This is a genomic window from Streptomyces sp. NPDC048185, from assembly GCF_043202495.1.
Lineage (GTDB): Bacteria > Actinomycetota > Actinomycetes > Streptomycetales > Streptomycetaceae > Streptomyces.
The window spans coordinates 363789-380066 of the sequence record NZ_JBIDAN010000004.1; the positions used below are offsets into that span (position 1 = coordinate 363789).

Genomic DNA, 16278 nt, shown 5'->3' on the forward strand with positions numbered 1-16278 from the left:
GGTGACCGGGCGAGCCCGCCGTCACTGCTGGTGCAGTCCGCGGCCCGCCAGGGTCAGGAACGCCTCGCCGACCGCCTCCGACAGGGTGGGGTGGGCGTGCACGTGCCGGGCCACGTCGGCGGGCTCGGCGTCCCAGCCGACGATCAGCTGGCTCTCGCCGATCATCTCCGACACGTGCGGGCCCACCAGGTGCACCCCGAGCACCCGGCCGCCCCCGGCCTCGGCGACGACCTTCACCATCCCGCCCTGCCCGTGCACCATTCCCTTGGCCACGGCCGTCAGCGGCATGACGTTGACGGCCGGCTCGAACCCCCGCGCACGTGCCTCCGCCTCGCTCAGTCCCACGGCGGCGGTCTGCGGCGCCGAGTACGTCACCCGGGGCACCGCCGCGTAGTCGACGGGTGCGGACGGCACGCCCGCCAGCGTCTCGGCCACCAGCAGGCCCTCCGCGAAGGACGCGTGGGCCAGCCCGAGCGACGGCGGCGGCAGCAGGTCGCCCACCACGTGGACACCGGGCACCGCCGTCTCCAGCCGGTCCCAGTCCGCCGGTACGACGAAGCCGCGCTCGTCGGTGCCGAGGCCCGCCGCGCCCAGGTCCAGCCCGTCGGTGACGGGTGCCCGGCCGACGGCCACCAGCAGCCGCTCGGCCTCCACCACCACGGTCTCGCCCCGCGCCGTGCGCACGCGCGCGCGGACGCCGTCGCCCAGCACCTCGGCGTCCAGCAATCGCGCGCCCACGCGCACGTCGACGCCGCGCTTCTTCAGACCCCGCGTCAGATGGCGGCTCACGTCCGCGTCCTCCAGCGGAACGATCCGGTCGGCGGCCTCCACGAGGGTGACCTCCGCGCCCATCGAACGGTGGAACGAGGCGTACTCGACGCCGATCGCGCCACCGCCCAGGACCAGGACGGACGCCGGCAGCCCGGGCGCGAAGAGCGCGTCGTCGCTCGTCACCACGCGCCGCCCGTCCGGGTCGAGCCCCGGGAGCGTGCGCGGGCGTGAACCGGTGGCCAGCACGATGCCACGCCGTGCGGTGAGGCCGGGGCCGCCGTCCACGCTCACGGAGCGCGGTCCCGTGAGCCGCGCGCTGCCCCGCACCACCGTCACGCCGGCGTGCGCGAGGTGCGCCTCCACGCCCCGGTGGTTGCGTGCCACGATGTCGTCGCGGGTGGCGACCAGGGCCGGCCAGTCGACACCGTCCAGGCTCGCCTTGACCCCCCAGCGCTCACGCGCCTCCGCGACGCCGTCCACCAGTTCGGCGGCGTGCAGCATCGCCTTGCTCGGGATGCAGCCCCGGTGCAGGCACGTCCCGCCGACCTTGTCGCGTTCGACCAGGGCGACGTCCAGACCCAGGGCCGCGGCACGCAGCGCGGTGCTGTAACCGCCGGTCCCGCCGCCGATGACGATCACGTCGTGTGTGTTCATGGCCCCAGCCTCCGCCCGGGCCTTGCCATGAGTCCAAGGCAATGTTCTTGTGGGTTCGATGCAGGACGTTCATGGCGGCGCGGCGCCGGGCCGGGCAGGCCCGGGGGAGGAGCGGGGATGAGTCTGCGCCAGATGGAGTACTTCATGGCCGTCGTCGACGAGGCGTCGTTCACCCGGGCGGCCGAATCGCTGCATGTCACGCAGTCCGCGCTCTCGCACCAGATCAAGGCCCTGGAGAGGTCGGTCGGCGGCCCCCTGCTGGAGCGCATGCCGCGCGGGGTGCGCCTGACGCCGATGGGCCGCGCCTTCCGGCCGCACGCCGAACTCGCCGTCCGCAGCGCCGCCCAGGCCCGCCGCGCGGCCCGCGCCGCCGCCGGGGCCGAGGGCGGCGAACTGCACGTCGCCGCCGTGCACTCGGTCGCCGTCGGCATCCTGCCGGACGTCTTCGCCCGCTGGCGCGCCGTGCACCCCGGGGTCCTGCTGCACCTCCACGAGTACGCGACGACCGAGGCGCTGGAGGAGGAGGTCGAGCGCGGCACCGCGGACCTCGCCGTCGGCCCGGCGCCCCACGACTGGTCCGGCACCGTCCTCCCGGTCGGCGAGGAGGAGATCGTCCTGGTGGTGCCCTTCGACGACCGCTTCGCGGGCCGTACGACGGTGACGCTGCCGGAACTCGCGGACCGGCCCTGGGTGCGGTGCGCCATGGAACCCCTCGTCGAGGGCGAGCGCTTCCTCGACCTGGTGTGCGGGCGGGCGGGCTTCCGGCCGCTCACCGCCGTCTTCACCGAGCACACGTCGACGGCCGTGCGGATGGCCGCCGCCGGTGTCGGGGTGTGCACGGCGCCCTCGCACATCGTGGGCGGGGCGGTGGGGGAGGACTGCGTGGTCCTGACGCCGGACCCGCCGTGGCGGCGGCCGATGACGGTCTTCTCCCGCGTCCCCCCGACCGGCGCCGCCGAGGCGTTCGTCGACCTCCTCCGCGCGACATGGCCGACCCGGGGAACCCCGGCACGCCCGAAGACCGCCTGCGACTCCACGGACGCGGCGGCGGGCTGAGAGCGCCCGGACCGAAGACCGGGCCGGACGGGCCTTCCGTGGCATCGGGCGTGCCGGCCGGCCGGTCCCGGAAGTACCTGCGGGGGCGTGGCGGGAGCGGTGGGCCGGTCCTGCTCGGGTCGCCTCCCGGCGGGGCCGCGCGGGGTGCTGTTGTGTGCTCTCGGGCGTGCCTGGCGTCGGCGGGGCGGGGTCCCTGCGGGGGCGTGGCGGGGGCGGTGGACCCCGTCCCGCCCGGGTCGCCTCCCCGCGGTGGCCGCGTCGGGTGCTGTTGTGCGCTTCCGGGCGCGTCCGGCGCCGGTGGGGCGACGGTGCGGGCGCCGTACGGCACGCGCGTGTCCCTCGGGCTCCGTGGCGCCGGGGCCGTCACCGCCGGGCGGACCCGGCTCGCGGGCGGCGATGGCCGTGCCGCCACGTGCCCGGTGGGGCCGTCAGGCCGTTCCCGGTGGTGTCCCGGTCCGTTCCAGCAGGGCCACCGGCAGGTCCGCGAACAGGTCCTCCACGCGCGCGCGGCCCTCGAACTCCCGGCCGGGTGACAGCGCGTCGGCCCAGCGGCCCGGCGGCAGCGCGAGCGTCGTGCCGCGCCAGCCGCCCGACTCGGCCAGCCGCAGGGACAGCCGCGTCACGGCCGTCAGGACCTGGCCGGAGCGGACGAACGCCACGCAGTGCCCCGCGGCGGGGCCGTCGGCCGGCAGCGCCTCGTACGTCGCCGCGTCGCCGAACGCGCCGGGCCGCCGGGCCCGCACCGCCAGCGCCGCCCGGGTCACCGCGTCCTTGTCCCCGGCGCCGGTGGGCGGGAAGTCCACGGGCCGCCGGTTGTCGGGGTCCACCAGCGCCCGGTACTCGCCCTCGGTGCCCTGGTAGAGGTCCGGCACGCCCGGCATCGTGAGGTGCGTCAGGGCCGTGCCGAGGACGTTGGCCCGGATGTGTGGCTCCAGGCCGGCCCGGAAGGCGGCCACCCGCTCGCCGGAAGGACCGCACGGCCCCTTCGCCACGAACCGGGCCACCGCCTCCTCGTACGCCGGCTCCTGCTCGGTCCAGCTCGTGTGCATCCCCGCCTCGCGCACATGCTTCAGCAGCGCCTGCCCCACACGCTCCCCGTCCGCCGGCCCCAGCCCGAACACCGTCTGCCAGGCCGCCCACGCCAGCTGACCGTCCGGCACCCGCTCACCGTCGCCGGCGACCTCCGCCAGGACGTCCGCCCACCGCTCCGGGCACTCGCTCAGCACCGCCAGCGCGGCGCGCACGTCGGCGCTGCGCTTGGTGTCGTGGGTCGACACGACCGTGCCGGTCGTCGGCCAGTCGCGCTGCACGCGCGCGCAGTACGCGTGGAACAGCTCCGGCGACACCGCCGGACTCCCCGGGTTCCCGCCCACCTCGGTCGCCGACAGCAGCGGAACGTGGCGGTAGAACGCCGTGTCCTCGACCGACTTGGCGCGCAGCGCCGACGCCGTCTGGGCGAACCGCGTACGGAACTCCACATGGTCCGGACCGTCGCCGAACCGCCCCAGCAGCAGGCCCCGCACCACGTCCACCGCGCCGGCCTCCTCCGGCACCGTGAACGCGCTGCGCGCCTCGGCCGCCGCCTCCTCGGTCACGACCGACGCCGCGTCCACCGGCGTGTAGGGCCGGTACACCTCCAGGCGGACGAGCAGCTCCCGCAGCGCGGTGCGCAACGCCCACGGCGCCCGGTCGCGCAGCGCGGCGTCCGGGGAGGCGACGCACAGCCGGTGCGCCACCCGGGTGAGCCGGTCCGTCTCGGTGGCCAGCTCGTGGTCGAGCACCTCGTACGCCGCCCGCCGCTCCGTCGCCGCCCAGTCCCCGCCCCGGTCCGGCTGTGGGGCGGCGAACCCGCGGTACCGCTCCAGGAGTTCCCCGTGGCCCACCGGGTCGGTGAAGAGACCGTCGATGTGCCGCAGGGCGTCGTACCCGGTCGTGCCCGCGACGGGCCAGGCCGCGGGCAGCCGCTCCCCGTCCGCCAGGATCTTCTCCACGACCGTCCACCGGCCGCCGCTCGCCTCGTGCAGCCGCCGCAGGTAGCCGCCGGGGTCGGCGAGGCCGTCGGGGTGGTCGACGCGCAGCCCGTCGATCACGCCCTCGCGCAGCAGCCGCAGGACCGTGGCGTGCGTGGCCTCGAACACCTCCGGGTCCTCCACCCGCACCCCGATCAGCTCGGAGATGCTGAAGAAGCGCCGGTAGTTCAGCTCGGTGCGGGCCAGCCGCCACCACACCGGCCGGTACCACTGCGCGTCCAGCAGCTGCGGCAGCGGCAGGTCCCCGGTGCCCTCCCGGAGCGGGAAGACGTGATCGTGGTACCGCAGCACGTCGCCGTCGGGCCGCAGGTCGTCCAGCACCTCGCCGACGGGCGCGCCGAGCACGGGCAGCAGCACCTGACCGCCCTGCGCCTCCCAGTCGATGTCGAACCAGCGCGCGTACGGCGACTTCGGCCCGTCCCGCAGGACCTCCCACAGGGCGCGGTTGTGACGGGGGGACATCGCCATGTGGTTCGGCACGACGTCCACGACCAGCCCGAGGCCGTGCTCCCGCGCGGTGGCCGCCAGAGCCCGCAGCCCGTCCTCGCCGCCCAGCTCCTCGCGCACCCGCTCGGGATCGACCACGTCGTAGCCGTGCAGCGAGCCCGGGACCGCCTCCAGGACGGGTGACAGGTGCAGATGGGTCACACCGAGCGAGGCCACGTACGGCACGGCCGCCGCCGCGGCGGCGAAGGGGAAGCCGGGCTGCAGCTGCAGCCGGTAGGTGGCGAGGGGAGCCGGGAGGGACGTGGGCACCGGGTCGGGTCGCTCAGGTGTCATGAGATGTTACGTACCCGCCTCGCCGCCTTTCGTGTCATCTGCCCGTCCCGGGCGCACCCGCCCGTGGCCGGCTTCGAGCGGTTCACGCCGCCATGGGGGTGATGAGCGCGGGCGCGGGGCTCGCCATGGCGTGCCTGCGGTCGCGGCACCGGGCGGACGGTGCCACGGGCCCGCCCCGCAGGCCGCGCACAGCGGAGCGGGGGGGGGGCCGGGCCGGGGGGGGGGCCCCCACCGCCGCGTCTCACTCGCCCTTCGGAGCCGCCTGCTGCACCACCTCGAACGACCACAGCGTGGACCCGCTCGCCGCGGGCCGAGGACGCTCGCCGCCCTCCGCGCCGCCGCCCTGGTGCGCCGCCTTCATGGGTCCCTCCATCCAGGCCCGGAAGGCCTCCTCGTCGCGCCACCGCGTGTAGACGAGGTAGGTGTCGGTGCCCTCGACGGGGCGCAGCAGCTCGAACCACTCGAAGCCGTCGGAGTTCTCCACCGCGTGGGCACGCGAGGCGAAGCGCTTCTCCAGCGTCTCGCGCTGCTCGGCCGGCACGGTCAGTACGTTGATCTTGACTACGCTCATGGCCCCATCCTGCCGCACCCCGTGGTCAGCAGGCCCGGCGCCAGACCCCGAGCTCCGGTTTCTTCTGCATCGAGGACAGTCCCAACCTGCGCGACTGCGGGCAGAACCGGCCGGCCGGCTCGGCGTACTCGACGTGGAAGACCGCCTTGCCGGCCTCGACGAACGGCGTGAGCCGCTCGCACTCGCCGTACTGCGCGCACTCCTCGTTGACCGCGAAGTCGAAGTCGTCGACGAGCTGAGGGATCTGCGGCAGGTCGTTCTTGAGCCCCACCGACAGGCCGCGCTCGTGGGCGATCCGGGCGATCATACGGTTGTACGCCAGCTGGTCCCGGGCGGTGAGGGGGAAGCCGGTCTCGTTGCCGAAGCCCTCCACCAGGTCGGGCTCCACCGCGTCGAACCCCTTGTCCCGGCACATGTCGAACCGCCGCTCCATGATCGGCCGCAGGACGGAGACCCGGCGGATGTCGAGCCACCGCTCGCCCTGCCAGCCGTTGGGCGCGCCCAGCACCGCCCGGGGAAAGTCGTCCCGGTCCGGGCGGAAGCTCTCCCAGGCGCCCACGTTGACGTAGCAGATCACCTTGCGGCCGGCGCGGTGGAGCCGGGCCACGTCCGCCGCGCTGTTCTCGAAGCCGTCGATGTCGTAGACGGGGACGTCGGCCGACGGATCCACCCGGCCGTCGAGCTGCCACTGCCAGGCCAGCCCGGGGCGCGGCTGCCACAGCTCACGGCGCGGCGCGGGCCGCGGCCCGCCATCCTCGCCGCCCCCGCCTCCCGAACAGGCCGTCACCACCGCGAGCAGCAGTGCGGCGAACGCGGCCGCCGGCCGCCTCCTCATCGCCCGGCCCCGGTCAGGACGGGCGTCAGGCGGGCCCACGGGTTGGGCGGCTCTCCCGTCACGGGCCCGCTGACCGCGGCGCCCCGCTCGCGGGCGGTGCGCACCGCGAGCGGGGCGAGGGCCTCGGGCACGCCGTACACCAGGTGGCAGAACCGTTCGGGCGGGTGGCGACGTGTCCAGTCGGGCCGGCTGAACGCCGACACGTACGTGGACCAGGGGCCCTCGAAGGTGACGACCAGGTCGGCGAGCCGGGCGTAGCCGGGCGCCGGATGGACCCCCGGGTTCAGCACGACGCACGTGCTGCCCTGCTTCCGCAGGACGCGCACCAGCCTCCTGTGGGCGGGCAGTTCCTCCCTGGCCGCACTCACCCGGTCCAGGAAGCACCCGTCGGCCGCGTACCACTCCCGGTGCCGGCGGGCGTCCTCGACGACGTCGGCCGCGGGGCGGGTGCCGTAGTCCGTGTCGACGTAGCCGAGCAGACGCGCACCCGCCGCGCGCAGCGCCCCCGCCGCCGCGGTGAACGCCGGATCGGGCGCCTCACCCGGCCCGTTCGCGGGGTTGAGGACGACGCCGTAGGTGCGGTCGGCCGAGGTGATCAGCCGGTGCCAGGCGCCCGGGTCCTCGGCGGGGTGGACGTACAGGGGGATCAGCAGGTTCACGAGGGGAGGTCGCTTTCGGCGCGGAGGGACGGTGCCGGCGCCCCGGCCGACCACAGCGCGGACAGGGAGTCGCCGAGGGTGTGCTCCGGCTCCCAGCCGAGCGCGGCCCGCGCGGCGGAGATGTCGGAACACTGCCAGGACACCTGCCCCGAACGGACGGACCCCGCGCCCCGCTCCTCGATCCGGCCGCGGAAACCGGCGGCCTCCGCCAGCTTCCGCACCAGGTCGCGCACCGGCACGGCGTCCCCGCCGCCGACGTTGAGCACCGCGGGCAGGGGGCCGGGCGCGGTCACCGCCCGTTCGACCGCCGTCGCGACGTCGCGGACGTCGACGAAGTCCCGGTACGCCGACAGGTCGCCGAGCCGGAGCACCGCCTCGGGGTCCGTGCCCGCCTCGCGCAGCAGGGCGGTGACCCGGCCGGGCAGGCCGGTGGCCGGGGCGCCGGGCCCCACCGGGTTGCCGACCCGCAGGACCACGGCGTCCAGGCCGGACGCGCCGACCGTGACCGTCCCGGCCAGCTTGGTCGCGCCGTAGGCGGTCAGGGGGCGGGTGGGCGCCGACTCCGCCGTCCTGCCGTGCGGCGCGCCCGGCCCGTACTCGGCGGCCGAACCGAGATGGACCAGGCGGGCCGTGGGGCGGGCCCGGCGCAGCGCCGCGCACAGGGCGGCGGGGCCGCGGGCGTTGAGCTCCGCGAGCGTCACCGCGTCGCCGCCCGTGGCGCCCGCGCAGTTGACGACGGCGTCGGGAGCCGCCCCCGCCAGCGCCCCGGCGAGCCGTTCGACGGAGTCGGCGGCGAGATCGACCGGGACGTCGGCGCCGGGCGAGCGGCCGGCGCCGAGGACCCGCGTGCCCGGCAGGGCACGGAGCCGCTCGGCGACGTGGGCGCCCAGATAACCGGTGAAGCCCACAACAAGGATGCGCATGTGGTGCTCAGGCTCCCTTGAGCAGCAGGGACTTGCGGCTGGTGAACTCCGCGTTCGCCCGGTCGTAGTCGTCCGGGCGGCCGATGTCGAGCCAGTAGCCGTCGAACTCGTAGGCGTGCGGCGGGTCGCCGGCCCGCAGCAGGTCCAGCACCAGCTCGTCGAACCCGAGGGGCAGTCCGGCGGTGTACCCGTCGAGGGTGGCCCGGGACAGCCCGTACACGCCCATGGAGACGCGGTAGTCCATGCTGGGCTTCTCGGTGAACGCGACGACCCTGCTGGCGTCGGTGGTCAGCACCCCGAAGTCGATGTGCACCTTGCGGGCGTACGTGGCGATCGTCAGCGGGGCACCGGAGCCGCTGTGCCGGCGCAGGACGTCGGCGTAGTCGAGGTCGGTGAGGATGTCGCCGTTCATCACCAGGAAGTGCTCCGGCAGCCGCTCGCGCATCGTCAGCAGCGGCCCGATCGTGCCCAGCGGACTCTCCTCGGTGGAGTAGTCCACGGTCAGGCCCCACTGGGAGCCGTCGCCGACGTAGGCTCGGATGATCTCACCGAGGTGGCCTATGGCGATGGTGCAGCCGGTGAACCCGGCCGAGGCGAGCTGGCGCAGGACGATCTCGAGGATGGCGTGCTGGTCGCCGATGGGCACGAGCGGCTTGGGCAGCGCGGTGGTGTAGGGCCGCAGCCGGACGCCCTTGCCTCCGGCCAGGATCACTGCGTGCATGAGGTTCCCCCTCGGTCAACGTGCCGGTCTGGGTCAGATGTTGTAGATGCCGGTCTTGTAGCGGGCCAGGTTGGCCGGGTCGCGGAAGAACTCCACGGTGCGCGCGAGGCCCTGCTCCAGGTCGTGCGCCGGCCCCCAGCCGGTCGCCTCCCGCAGCCGGCTCGCGTCCGCGACCAGCCGCATCACCTCGGAGTTCGCGGGCCGCAGCCGCTGGGCGTCCTCCCGGACGTCGAGCGCGCTGTCCATCACCTTGCCGATCAGCGCCACCAGGTCGCCGACCGAGATCTCGCCGCCGGTGCCGGCGTTGAAGGTGCGGCCCACGACCCGCTCGGCGGGCGCGGTGCCCACCGCCAGGAACGCCTGCGCGGTGTCCTCGACGAAGGTGAAGTCCCGGGTGGGACGCAGGTCCCCGAGGGTGATGGTCCGTTCCCCGGCCGCGACCTGCCCGATGACGGTGGGGATCACCGCCCGCATGGACTGGCGGGGGCCGTAGGTGTTGAAGGGCCGCAGGGTGACCACCGGGGTGTCGAAGCTGGCGTGGTAGCTGTCGGCCAGCCGGTCCCCGCCCGCCTTCGAAGCGGCGTACGGCGACTGGGTGTTGATCGGGTGGTCCTCGGTGATCGGCACGGTCTGCGCGGTGCCGTACGTCTCGCTGGTGGAGGTGTGCACCAGCCGCGGCGTGCCCTGGGCGCGCACGGCCTCCAGCACGTTGAGGGTGCCGGTGACGTTGGTGTCCACGTAACTGTGCGGTGCCCGGTAGGAGTACGGGATCGCGATGAGGGCGGCCAGGTGGTAAACGCAGTCGGCGCCCTCCACCAGGTGCCGGACCGAGCCGGGGTCCCGGACGTCGCCGAGGACGATCTCGACCTGGTCGAGCACGTCGGGGGAGAGGGTCTCCAGCCAGCCGTAGGAGGAGAAGGAGTTGTACTGCGCCATGGCCCTCACCCGGTGCCCGGAGGCCACGAGCGCCTCGGTGAGGTGGGAGCCGATGAATCCCTCGGCTCCGGTGACGGCGGCGAGCGGTGCGGAGGTCACGCGGGGTCCTTCCGGTCGGTGGACGGTTCGGTGGCGGGACGGGACGACGGGCCCCCGGGGGCACGCCGGTGGTACGGGGACGGGCGGGCGGGGTCAGGCATGGGCGGCCGGCCGGCCCAGCAGCCGCAGCACGCAGCCGGTGAGACAGAGCACGGCCGTCCCGCAGCACAGCGGCAGGGCCGCCGCGCCGGGCGGGACGTCGTACAGCGCGACCGCGCCGGCCCCCGCGGCCGCCGCGAGGCACAGGGCGGCGGGGGGCCAGGCCACGCCGAACGCCTGCAGGAGCAGCGAGGTCCACAGGACCGCCGCGAGCAGCGCCGTCTCCACCGGATCGGCGTCCACCAGCAGGGCCGCCGGCACCAGCGGCCCGGTGTACGCCAGCAGGCAGCCGGCGAGGACGGCGGCCGAACGCAGCCGGAACGCGGCCGGGGTGGCGGTGGCCCGCAGCGCCGCCACCGACAGACCGCGGTAGCGGTACAGCAGCCACTCCGCGGGGCCCATGCTCACGGTCAGCACCACCACCGCCCACGGCTGTTCACGGCCCGCCAGGAACACCAGCACCCCGGCGGCCAGTCCGAACAGGCCGTACGGCAGCGACCGCGACGGCCGCGGACGCACCGCCCCCGGCGCCGGTTCCGCCGTCAGGGTGCCGCGCACCGCCCAGCCGGCCGCGGCGGCCGCGCCGCACAGCGACAGCAGCGGCAGGCCCGCGCGCGGCAGGTCGCCGACCTCCCACCAGGGCAGCACCGCCGCACCGGCGACCACCGGCACGAGCGCGGCCAGCAGCAGCCGCTCCCGGCCCAGCACCAGCAGTACGCCGGCCGCGGCCAGGTACCCCGACTGGACCGCCACGGCCGCCGTCGCCGCCCCGGACCCGGCGAGCGGCGCCCCCGCGGCGACCGCGGCGACGGCGCCCAGCGGCGCCCCCTTCAGCAGGGTGCGGCCGGCCTCCCGGCGCCCGGTGGCCAGCCGCAGATACGCCCGGTGGCCGAGCGCCTGGTTCCACGCCCAGGACACCAGCCCCGCCACCACCAGCGCCGTCACCGTGCCGCCGTGGGGCAGCAGGCGTCCGGCGAGCGCGTAGCCGAGGCCGGGCAGCGCGAACAGGGCGCCGCGCAGCGCACAGCGCACGTGGTCGGGCCGCCAGGGGTCGGCGGGCCGCGGCGGCTCCGGAAAGGTCCGCGGGACACGCTCGTACAGGGCCGTGGCGAGCGAGAACAGGTCGCGGTGTCCGTACCGTTCCGTGATCACCTCGCCGGTCAGGCCCTCCGACTCCAGCAGCGCGGCCACCTCGTAGGGATGGACGGCCGGGGCGACGCGGTCGGCGAGTTCGGCGGCGAGCCGGTCCACCGCCTCCTGCCGCGTGCCGTGCCCCGGCCGGACCAGGGCGAGCGTGTGGTGGTCGGCCGCGCGCGGGGCGGGCGGGCGGGCCTCGGCGAGGCGCAGCGCCAAGGTGTCCTGCTCCGCACCGCCCGGCTCCAGCGCCATGGGTCCGCTCATCCGGTCGCGCTCCTCACCGGTGCCGCGCCGACCGCCGTGAAGGGGGCGTCGTCGGCCGCCGCGGGCGCGCAGCCGAACGCCGACAGCTCCAGATAGACGGACCGGAAGGTGTCGATGGTCTGCCGGAGCGTGAACTGCTCGATGACCCGCAGCCGCGCCGCCTCGCCCATCGCCCGGCGCCGCTCCGCGTCGCCCAGCAGCTCCAGCGCGGCGGCGGCCATGGCGGCCGGGTCACGCGGCGGTACGACGAGACCGGTGTCACCGACGGCCTCCCGCACGCCGCCCACGTCCGTGGAGACGGTCGCCCGGCCGCACGACATGGCCTCGATCAGGGTGAAGGGGAACCCCTCGCTGATGCTGGACAGCATCACCACGTTCCCGGCGGCGTACGCGTCCTTGATGTCCTCGACCCGGCCCTCGAAGGTGACGGCGTCGCCGTGACCGAGCTGCGCCGCCAGCGCCTCGCAGCGCTCCCGGTAGGCCTCGCCGCCGCGCGGGGTGCCGCCGAACAACCGCAGGCGTGCCGCGGGCAGTTCGGCCCGCACCAGGGCGAAGGCGCGGATCAGCGTCTCCAGGTCCTTGATCGGGTCGACCCGGCCGGCCCAGCTGAGCACGGGCTCCGCGGGCTCCGGCCCGGCGGGCGGGAAGGCGGCCGGGTCGACGCCGTTGTAGACCGTGCGTATGGATGCCGGGGCCGCGCCGCCCTGTTCCTCCCACAGCCGGTTGTAGCGGTTGCCCGGGGTGATCAGGGCGGCCCTGCGGTAGGTCTCCTCGGCCAGCAGCCGGAAGAAGCCGAGGACGAGTGCCTTGACCGGCCACCGGTAGGGGGCGGTGCGGTAACCGAGGTAGCGCTCGCGCAGATAGACGCCGTGCTCGGTCAGCAGCAGCGGCACCCCGTGCCGTTCCAGCGCGGCCAGCCCGGGCAGGACGGCGACGCCGCCGCTGACCGCGTGTGCCACGCCCTGTTCCGGACACGGAGCGGCCAGCGGACGCAGGGCGTGCTCCAGCAGTGCGGTCGCCGTCACCGCGTCGTGCAGGGTCGGCCGGGCCTCGCGGACGGCGAGCCCCGGCCGGTTCCAGACGGCGGTCAGGATGCCGATCGCCCGGTCGTCGCGCAGGAAGGGGCTCAGCCGGCCGTCCGAGGCGGCCCGCGCCAGCCGGTACAGGGCGGGGCCGAACCCGTCCTCGGCCCGCGGGTCGAGCAGCGCGGTCACGAACCGCTCGTAGGCGGCCTCGAGCCGGGTGCGCTCGCGCCCGCGCGGGGGGCGCCCCTGCGGGGCGGGACCCCACATGGGAACGGAGACGACCCGGGTGACGTGCCGGGGGATGTCCCAGACGACCGGTTCGCGTCCGGTGCCGGTGACGGCGACGACGTCGAAGTCCAGGTCGGGCATGCCGGTGACGAGTTGGTCGCACCAGACGCTCACTCCGCCGTGACTGTGCGGGTAGGTGCCTTCGGTGAGCAGGGTGACGCGCGGCGCGCCGGGGCGCCGCGCGCCGTGGGGAACGTGCATCCATGTGCTCCACGGCCGGGATGTGGGGTGGCGGGGTCCTGCGGGTGGCGGTGGGCGCTCAGCGCACCGTGCCGTAGGGCACCGGCTCGCTCACGCCGGCCGGTACCCGGGTGCGCGGAGCGGCCGGCGTCGCGGCGGCCGTGTCGCCGGAGCCGGTGGCCGCCTGGGGAGCGGTGACCGACGACGGCAGGGTGAGGGCGAGGGGCTGCCCGGCCCCGGGGGTCGTCCAGCCCGACACCGCACCGGCGTAGGCGTCCCCGAAGCCGGTGCCCGCGCGCAGGGTTCCGGCGGGCATGGTGGCCGGCACCGCGACGCCTCCGGGCGCCTCGACGGTCACGGTGCCGCCGACGCGGTAGGCGGTGACCTGCCCGGCGTCGACGGCCGCCTGCCAGGCCGCGCGGCGCTGCAGTTCGACGCCGATGGCCTCCATGCGCAGGTTCACCACGGGGGTGTTGTCGGCGAACAGCCCGGCGTAGCCGTCCAGGACACCGTCGAGGACCGGGTAGGCGATACGGTCCTCGGCCAGGTTGGACTGGTGGATGAAGTGCGGCTTGGGGTCGTTGGCGAGGACGTGGCCGAGCGCGATGCGCGTCTCCAGCGGCACGATGTGGCCGGTGTAGCCGGTGGCGGTGTCCAGCGGTGCGGTCAGGCACGTGGAGGTGGCCGGGTTGTCCTCGCAGATGCCGCTGCCGCCCTGGGCGCGGCTGGTGTAGATCCAGTTGTACTCGTCGACCTGCTCGGCCGCCCGCCCGGCGTTGTAGAAGACGTTCATCGGGTAGCGGGAGACGGTGGTGGCGCTGCCGACCCGGCGCTGCACGGGGTCGCGGGAGTTGTCCGAGCCGAGCCAGGCGACGCGGTTGTCCGTGAGGGCGGGACCCAGGTTCGGGTTGTCCTGGGGCTGCTGCGGGGTCACCTTGAGGCCCGAGTGCTCACCGGTCACCAACTCGTCGTTGTCCAGCGGCAGTCCGGCGGCCTGGCCCCAGACGCGGTTGGTGGCGATCTCGTCCGCGATGTCGTTGCGGGAGACCCACCGGGTGCTGCCGTCGGCGTTCGTGGCGCACTTCCACGGCACGACGCTGACGTCCTGGACGCAGCCGAGGAAGGCGTGCGTGTAGGTGTGGTTGATCCACCGGAACGCGCCGCGGTCGGCGATCAGCTTGTCGGCGAGCGGGTCGGCACCGTTGTTGTCCTCGCGGTGGTCGACGCTGCCGGAGCCGTTGTAGGCCAGGTCGAAGGTGAAGTTCCTGTTCTCCTGCCAGGCGGTGGCGTGGTCGACGTCGGCGGGGATCATGCGGATCGGGTTCGGCGTCCCCTCGCCCGGCGCGCAGTCCACGTCGCCGGGTGTGCAGTTGAGCCGGGTGTCCCAGCGGTCGTCGGCCGCGAACACGTCGTCGACGTGCACCGCGAAGTAGTTGCGGTCGGCGCCCAGGTGGACCCCGCCGGTCATCCACTCCACGATGCCCCGGGCGAGCAGCCGGAACTGCTGCTGGTACTGGTTGTAGACGAAGGTCACGACCAGTTCGCGCCGCCCGTCGTGCCGGTACTCGCCCACCAGCGAGCCCTTGGTCGCCCGCCCGGGTATCGCCGCCTGGACGTAGGGCACGAAGTCGGCGCCCGGCGCGGGCGTCGACAGGTAGGCGTACGACTCGCCCACGGTGGGGGAGTTGTCCTCGAACGGCACCGCCCCGTCCAGATAGCCGAAGGGGCCCGCCAGCCCGGCCTGCGTCACCTCGGCCCGCACGCCGTCCAGGCTGCCGGCGTACCCGGTGCCGACCGCGTACTGGAGCCCGACCTCGGGACGCGCGTAGGTGTACGCGTCGACCTGTGGGATGCCGTACGTCTTCTCGTAGGCCGCCAGGGCCGCCATCTCGCCCGAGTTCGCCGGGAAGGGATTGTCGTTGGGCATGACCACGGCCTGGAACCTGGCGCGGGGCCGTCCGTCCACGGTGTCCGCGAGGAAGCCGGCGTCGATGGACGGCCGGTCCGCGTCCCCGAGGTCGATCTCGGTGTACGGCGTCCCCGCGGTCCTCAGCTCGGCGGCGATGGCGTCGGTGGCAGGTCCTCCGTCGCTCACGACCAGCACGCGCAGGTCGATGCGCGGTGCCGGGGCGTCCGCCCGGGCCGTGCCGGCCGGTAGAGCCAGCGACGCGATCAGCGCGCCCACGGTGAGCGCCGTCGTACGTATGGTCCGCTTCATGCGGTGAGATTCCCTCCCCCGAGCAGGGGTCGGCCGCCCCTTTCGGAGCCCCCACCCCATGACAACGCCGCCGCTCCCCTGAGACGCCGGTCGTCAACGCATCCGTCGCGTCACATAGTGAGGTCTGTGTGGAGCTTTTGTGTGCCTGCTGCGGAACTTGACGGAAAAGTACTTGTGTCCATTCGGTCGCCGACGGCACCCGCCGCGGTCGCCGGTGAGCGCGGTGTCCTGGCGGGCCGTGGGCGCCGCAGGGCCTGTGGGCTGCTGCGAAGCGGAATCGGGTGGCCACGGAACGTCACGTTCCGGGCAAGCCCTTCGCCAGAGGTCTCCACCAGCGGGCCGGCCGGCCCTGGACGGGATCAGGTCACGTGTGATCCACAGACCGACGGCGGCCGGCCCGCTGGTGGGGCCGGCCGCCGCCGGTGCTCAGTACGGGAGGACGGGTGCGGTCAGGCGCACAGGACGCGGGTCTCCGGCGTGTAGACCGGGCCGCCGTTGACGCTCGTGCTGTCGCTGAACTCGGCGTAGTAGTACGAGTAGAAGCCGATGTTGCCGTTGCATCCGGAGTCGGCGGCGACCTGCAGCGTCAGCGTGACGGTGCGGCTCTGGCCGGGCGGGATGGTGGCGCCGTAGTTGGTGCCCAGGTTGGCGGGCCCGGTCCCGCTGCACGGGACGGTTCCGGTCTCCGCCGCCAGAGTGCAGCCGGTGAAGCTGTACTTGAGGTCGGGACGCTGGGTGGTCAGCCAGGTCGGGTCGATCGTCTGGTAGACGAACCAGATGTCGTACGTCTTGTTGTTCTTGATCGTCATCGACAGGTTCACCGTGCCGCCCGGCTGCGTGGTCGCCGCGTCGGTGCTGAACGTCAGCTCCGCCGGGCCGGGTTCGGCGGCGCTCGCGGCGGGCGCCAGGCCGAACAGGGCGAGGGCGAGGGCGATGATCGTGGCGAGGCCGAGGCGTCTCGTTCGTGTGGATCGCATGGCCCGGGAGACTAGGCACGGCCCCCGCGCACCGTCTGCACCGCCGGGAACAGCG

13 protein-coding genes are annotated in these 16278 nt (G+C 74.9%); 1 reads left to right on the forward strand and 12 read right to left on the reverse strand.

Annotated elements, in window-relative coordinates:
• Positions 1–21 precede the first annotated feature (21 nt).
• Positions 22–1425 (reverse strand): dihydrolipoyl dehydrogenase, encoded by a 1404-nt coding sequence (gene lpdA, locus ACGF3H_RS15180; RefSeq protein ID WP_362499454.1) that lies wholly within the window; start codon positions 1423–1425, stop codon positions 22–24.
• Positions 1426–1542: 117 nt separating this feature from the next.
• Between lpdA and ACGF3H_RS15185 the strand changes: the two genes are divergently transcribed.
• Entirely contained in the window at positions 1543–2481 is a 939-nt protein-coding gene (locus ACGF3H_RS15185) for a LysR family transcriptional regulator (RefSeq protein ID WP_362499456.1), read from the forward strand.
• 428 nt (positions 2482–2909) lie between these two features.
• Here the strand turns inward: ACGF3H_RS15185 and treY are convergent, their stop codons facing one another.
• From treY to ACGF3H_RS15240, 11 genes are all read right to left on the reverse strand, one after another.
• Positions 2910–5291 carry a malto-oligosyltrehalose synthase gene (treY, locus tag ACGF3H_RS15190; RefSeq protein ID WP_362499457.1) on the reverse strand — a complete coding sequence of 794 codons (2382 nt, stop codon included), beginning with the start codon at positions 5289–5291 and terminating at the stop codon, positions 2910–2912.
• Between the two features lie 241 nt (positions 5292–5532).
• On the reverse strand, positions 5533–5862 hold the full coding sequence (locus ACGF3H_RS15195; protein ID WP_362498516.1) for an antibiotic biosynthesis monooxygenase: 330 nt from the start codon (positions 5860–5862) through the stop codon (positions 5533–5535).
• A gap of 25 nt (positions 5863–5887) precedes the next feature.
• Positions 5888–6697, reverse strand: coding sequence for an endo alpha-1,4 polygalactosaminidase (locus tag ACGF3H_RS15200; protein WP_362498519.1), 810 nt, complete (start codon positions 6695–6697; stop codon positions 5888–5890).
• Positions 6694–7356, reverse strand: coding sequence for a spherulation-specific family 4 protein (locus ACGF3H_RS15205; protein WP_362498521.1), 663 nt, complete (start codon positions 7354–7356; stop codon positions 6694–6696). The genes ACGF3H_RS15200 and ACGF3H_RS15205 overlap by 4 nt, the downstream gene beginning before the upstream one ends.
• Complete coding sequence (locus tag ACGF3H_RS15210; protein ID WP_362498524.1) at positions 7353–8279, reverse strand: NAD(P)-dependent oxidoreductase; 927 nt, start codon at positions 8277–8279, stop codon at positions 7353–7355. The genes ACGF3H_RS15205 and ACGF3H_RS15210 overlap by 4 nt, the downstream gene beginning before the upstream one ends.
• A gap of 7 nt (positions 8280–8286) precedes the next feature.
• Entirely contained in the window at positions 8287–9000 is a 714-nt protein-coding gene (locus ACGF3H_RS15215; RefSeq protein ID WP_362498526.1) for a sugar phosphate nucleotidyltransferase, read from the reverse strand.
• Between the two features lie 33 nt (positions 9001–9033).
• Positions 9034–10035 (reverse strand): SDR family NAD(P)-dependent oxidoreductase, encoded by a 1002-nt coding sequence (locus tag ACGF3H_RS15220; protein ID WP_362498528.1) that lies wholly within the window; start codon positions 10033–10035, stop codon positions 9034–9036.
• Between the two features lie 93 nt (positions 10036–10128).
• The gene (locus ACGF3H_RS15225; RefSeq protein ID WP_362498531.1) at positions 10129–11535 is read right to left on the reverse strand and encodes a hypothetical protein; all 1407 of its coding nucleotides are present in this window, start codon (positions 11533–11535) and stop codon (positions 10129–10131) included.
• Positions 11532–13049: a GT4 family glycosyltransferase PelF gene (gene pelF, locus ACGF3H_RS15230; RefSeq protein ID WP_362498533.1), complete on the reverse strand. Its 1518-nt coding sequence runs from the start codon at positions 13047–13049 to the stop codon at positions 11532–11534. Before pelF ends, ACGF3H_RS15225 begins: the two co-directional genes overlap by 4 nt.
• Positions 13050–13107: 58 nt before the next feature.
• Positions 13108–15246 carry a hypothetical protein gene (locus ACGF3H_RS15235; protein WP_362498536.1) on the reverse strand — a complete coding sequence of 713 codons (2139 nt, stop codon included), beginning with the start codon at positions 15244–15246 and terminating at the stop codon, positions 13108–13110.
• 449 nt (positions 15247–15695) lie between these two features.
• Positions 15696–16223, reverse strand: coding sequence for a hypothetical protein (locus tag ACGF3H_RS15240; RefSeq protein WP_362498538.1), 528 nt, complete (start codon positions 16221–16223; stop codon positions 15696–15698).
• Positions 16224–16278 lie beyond the last annotated feature (55 nt).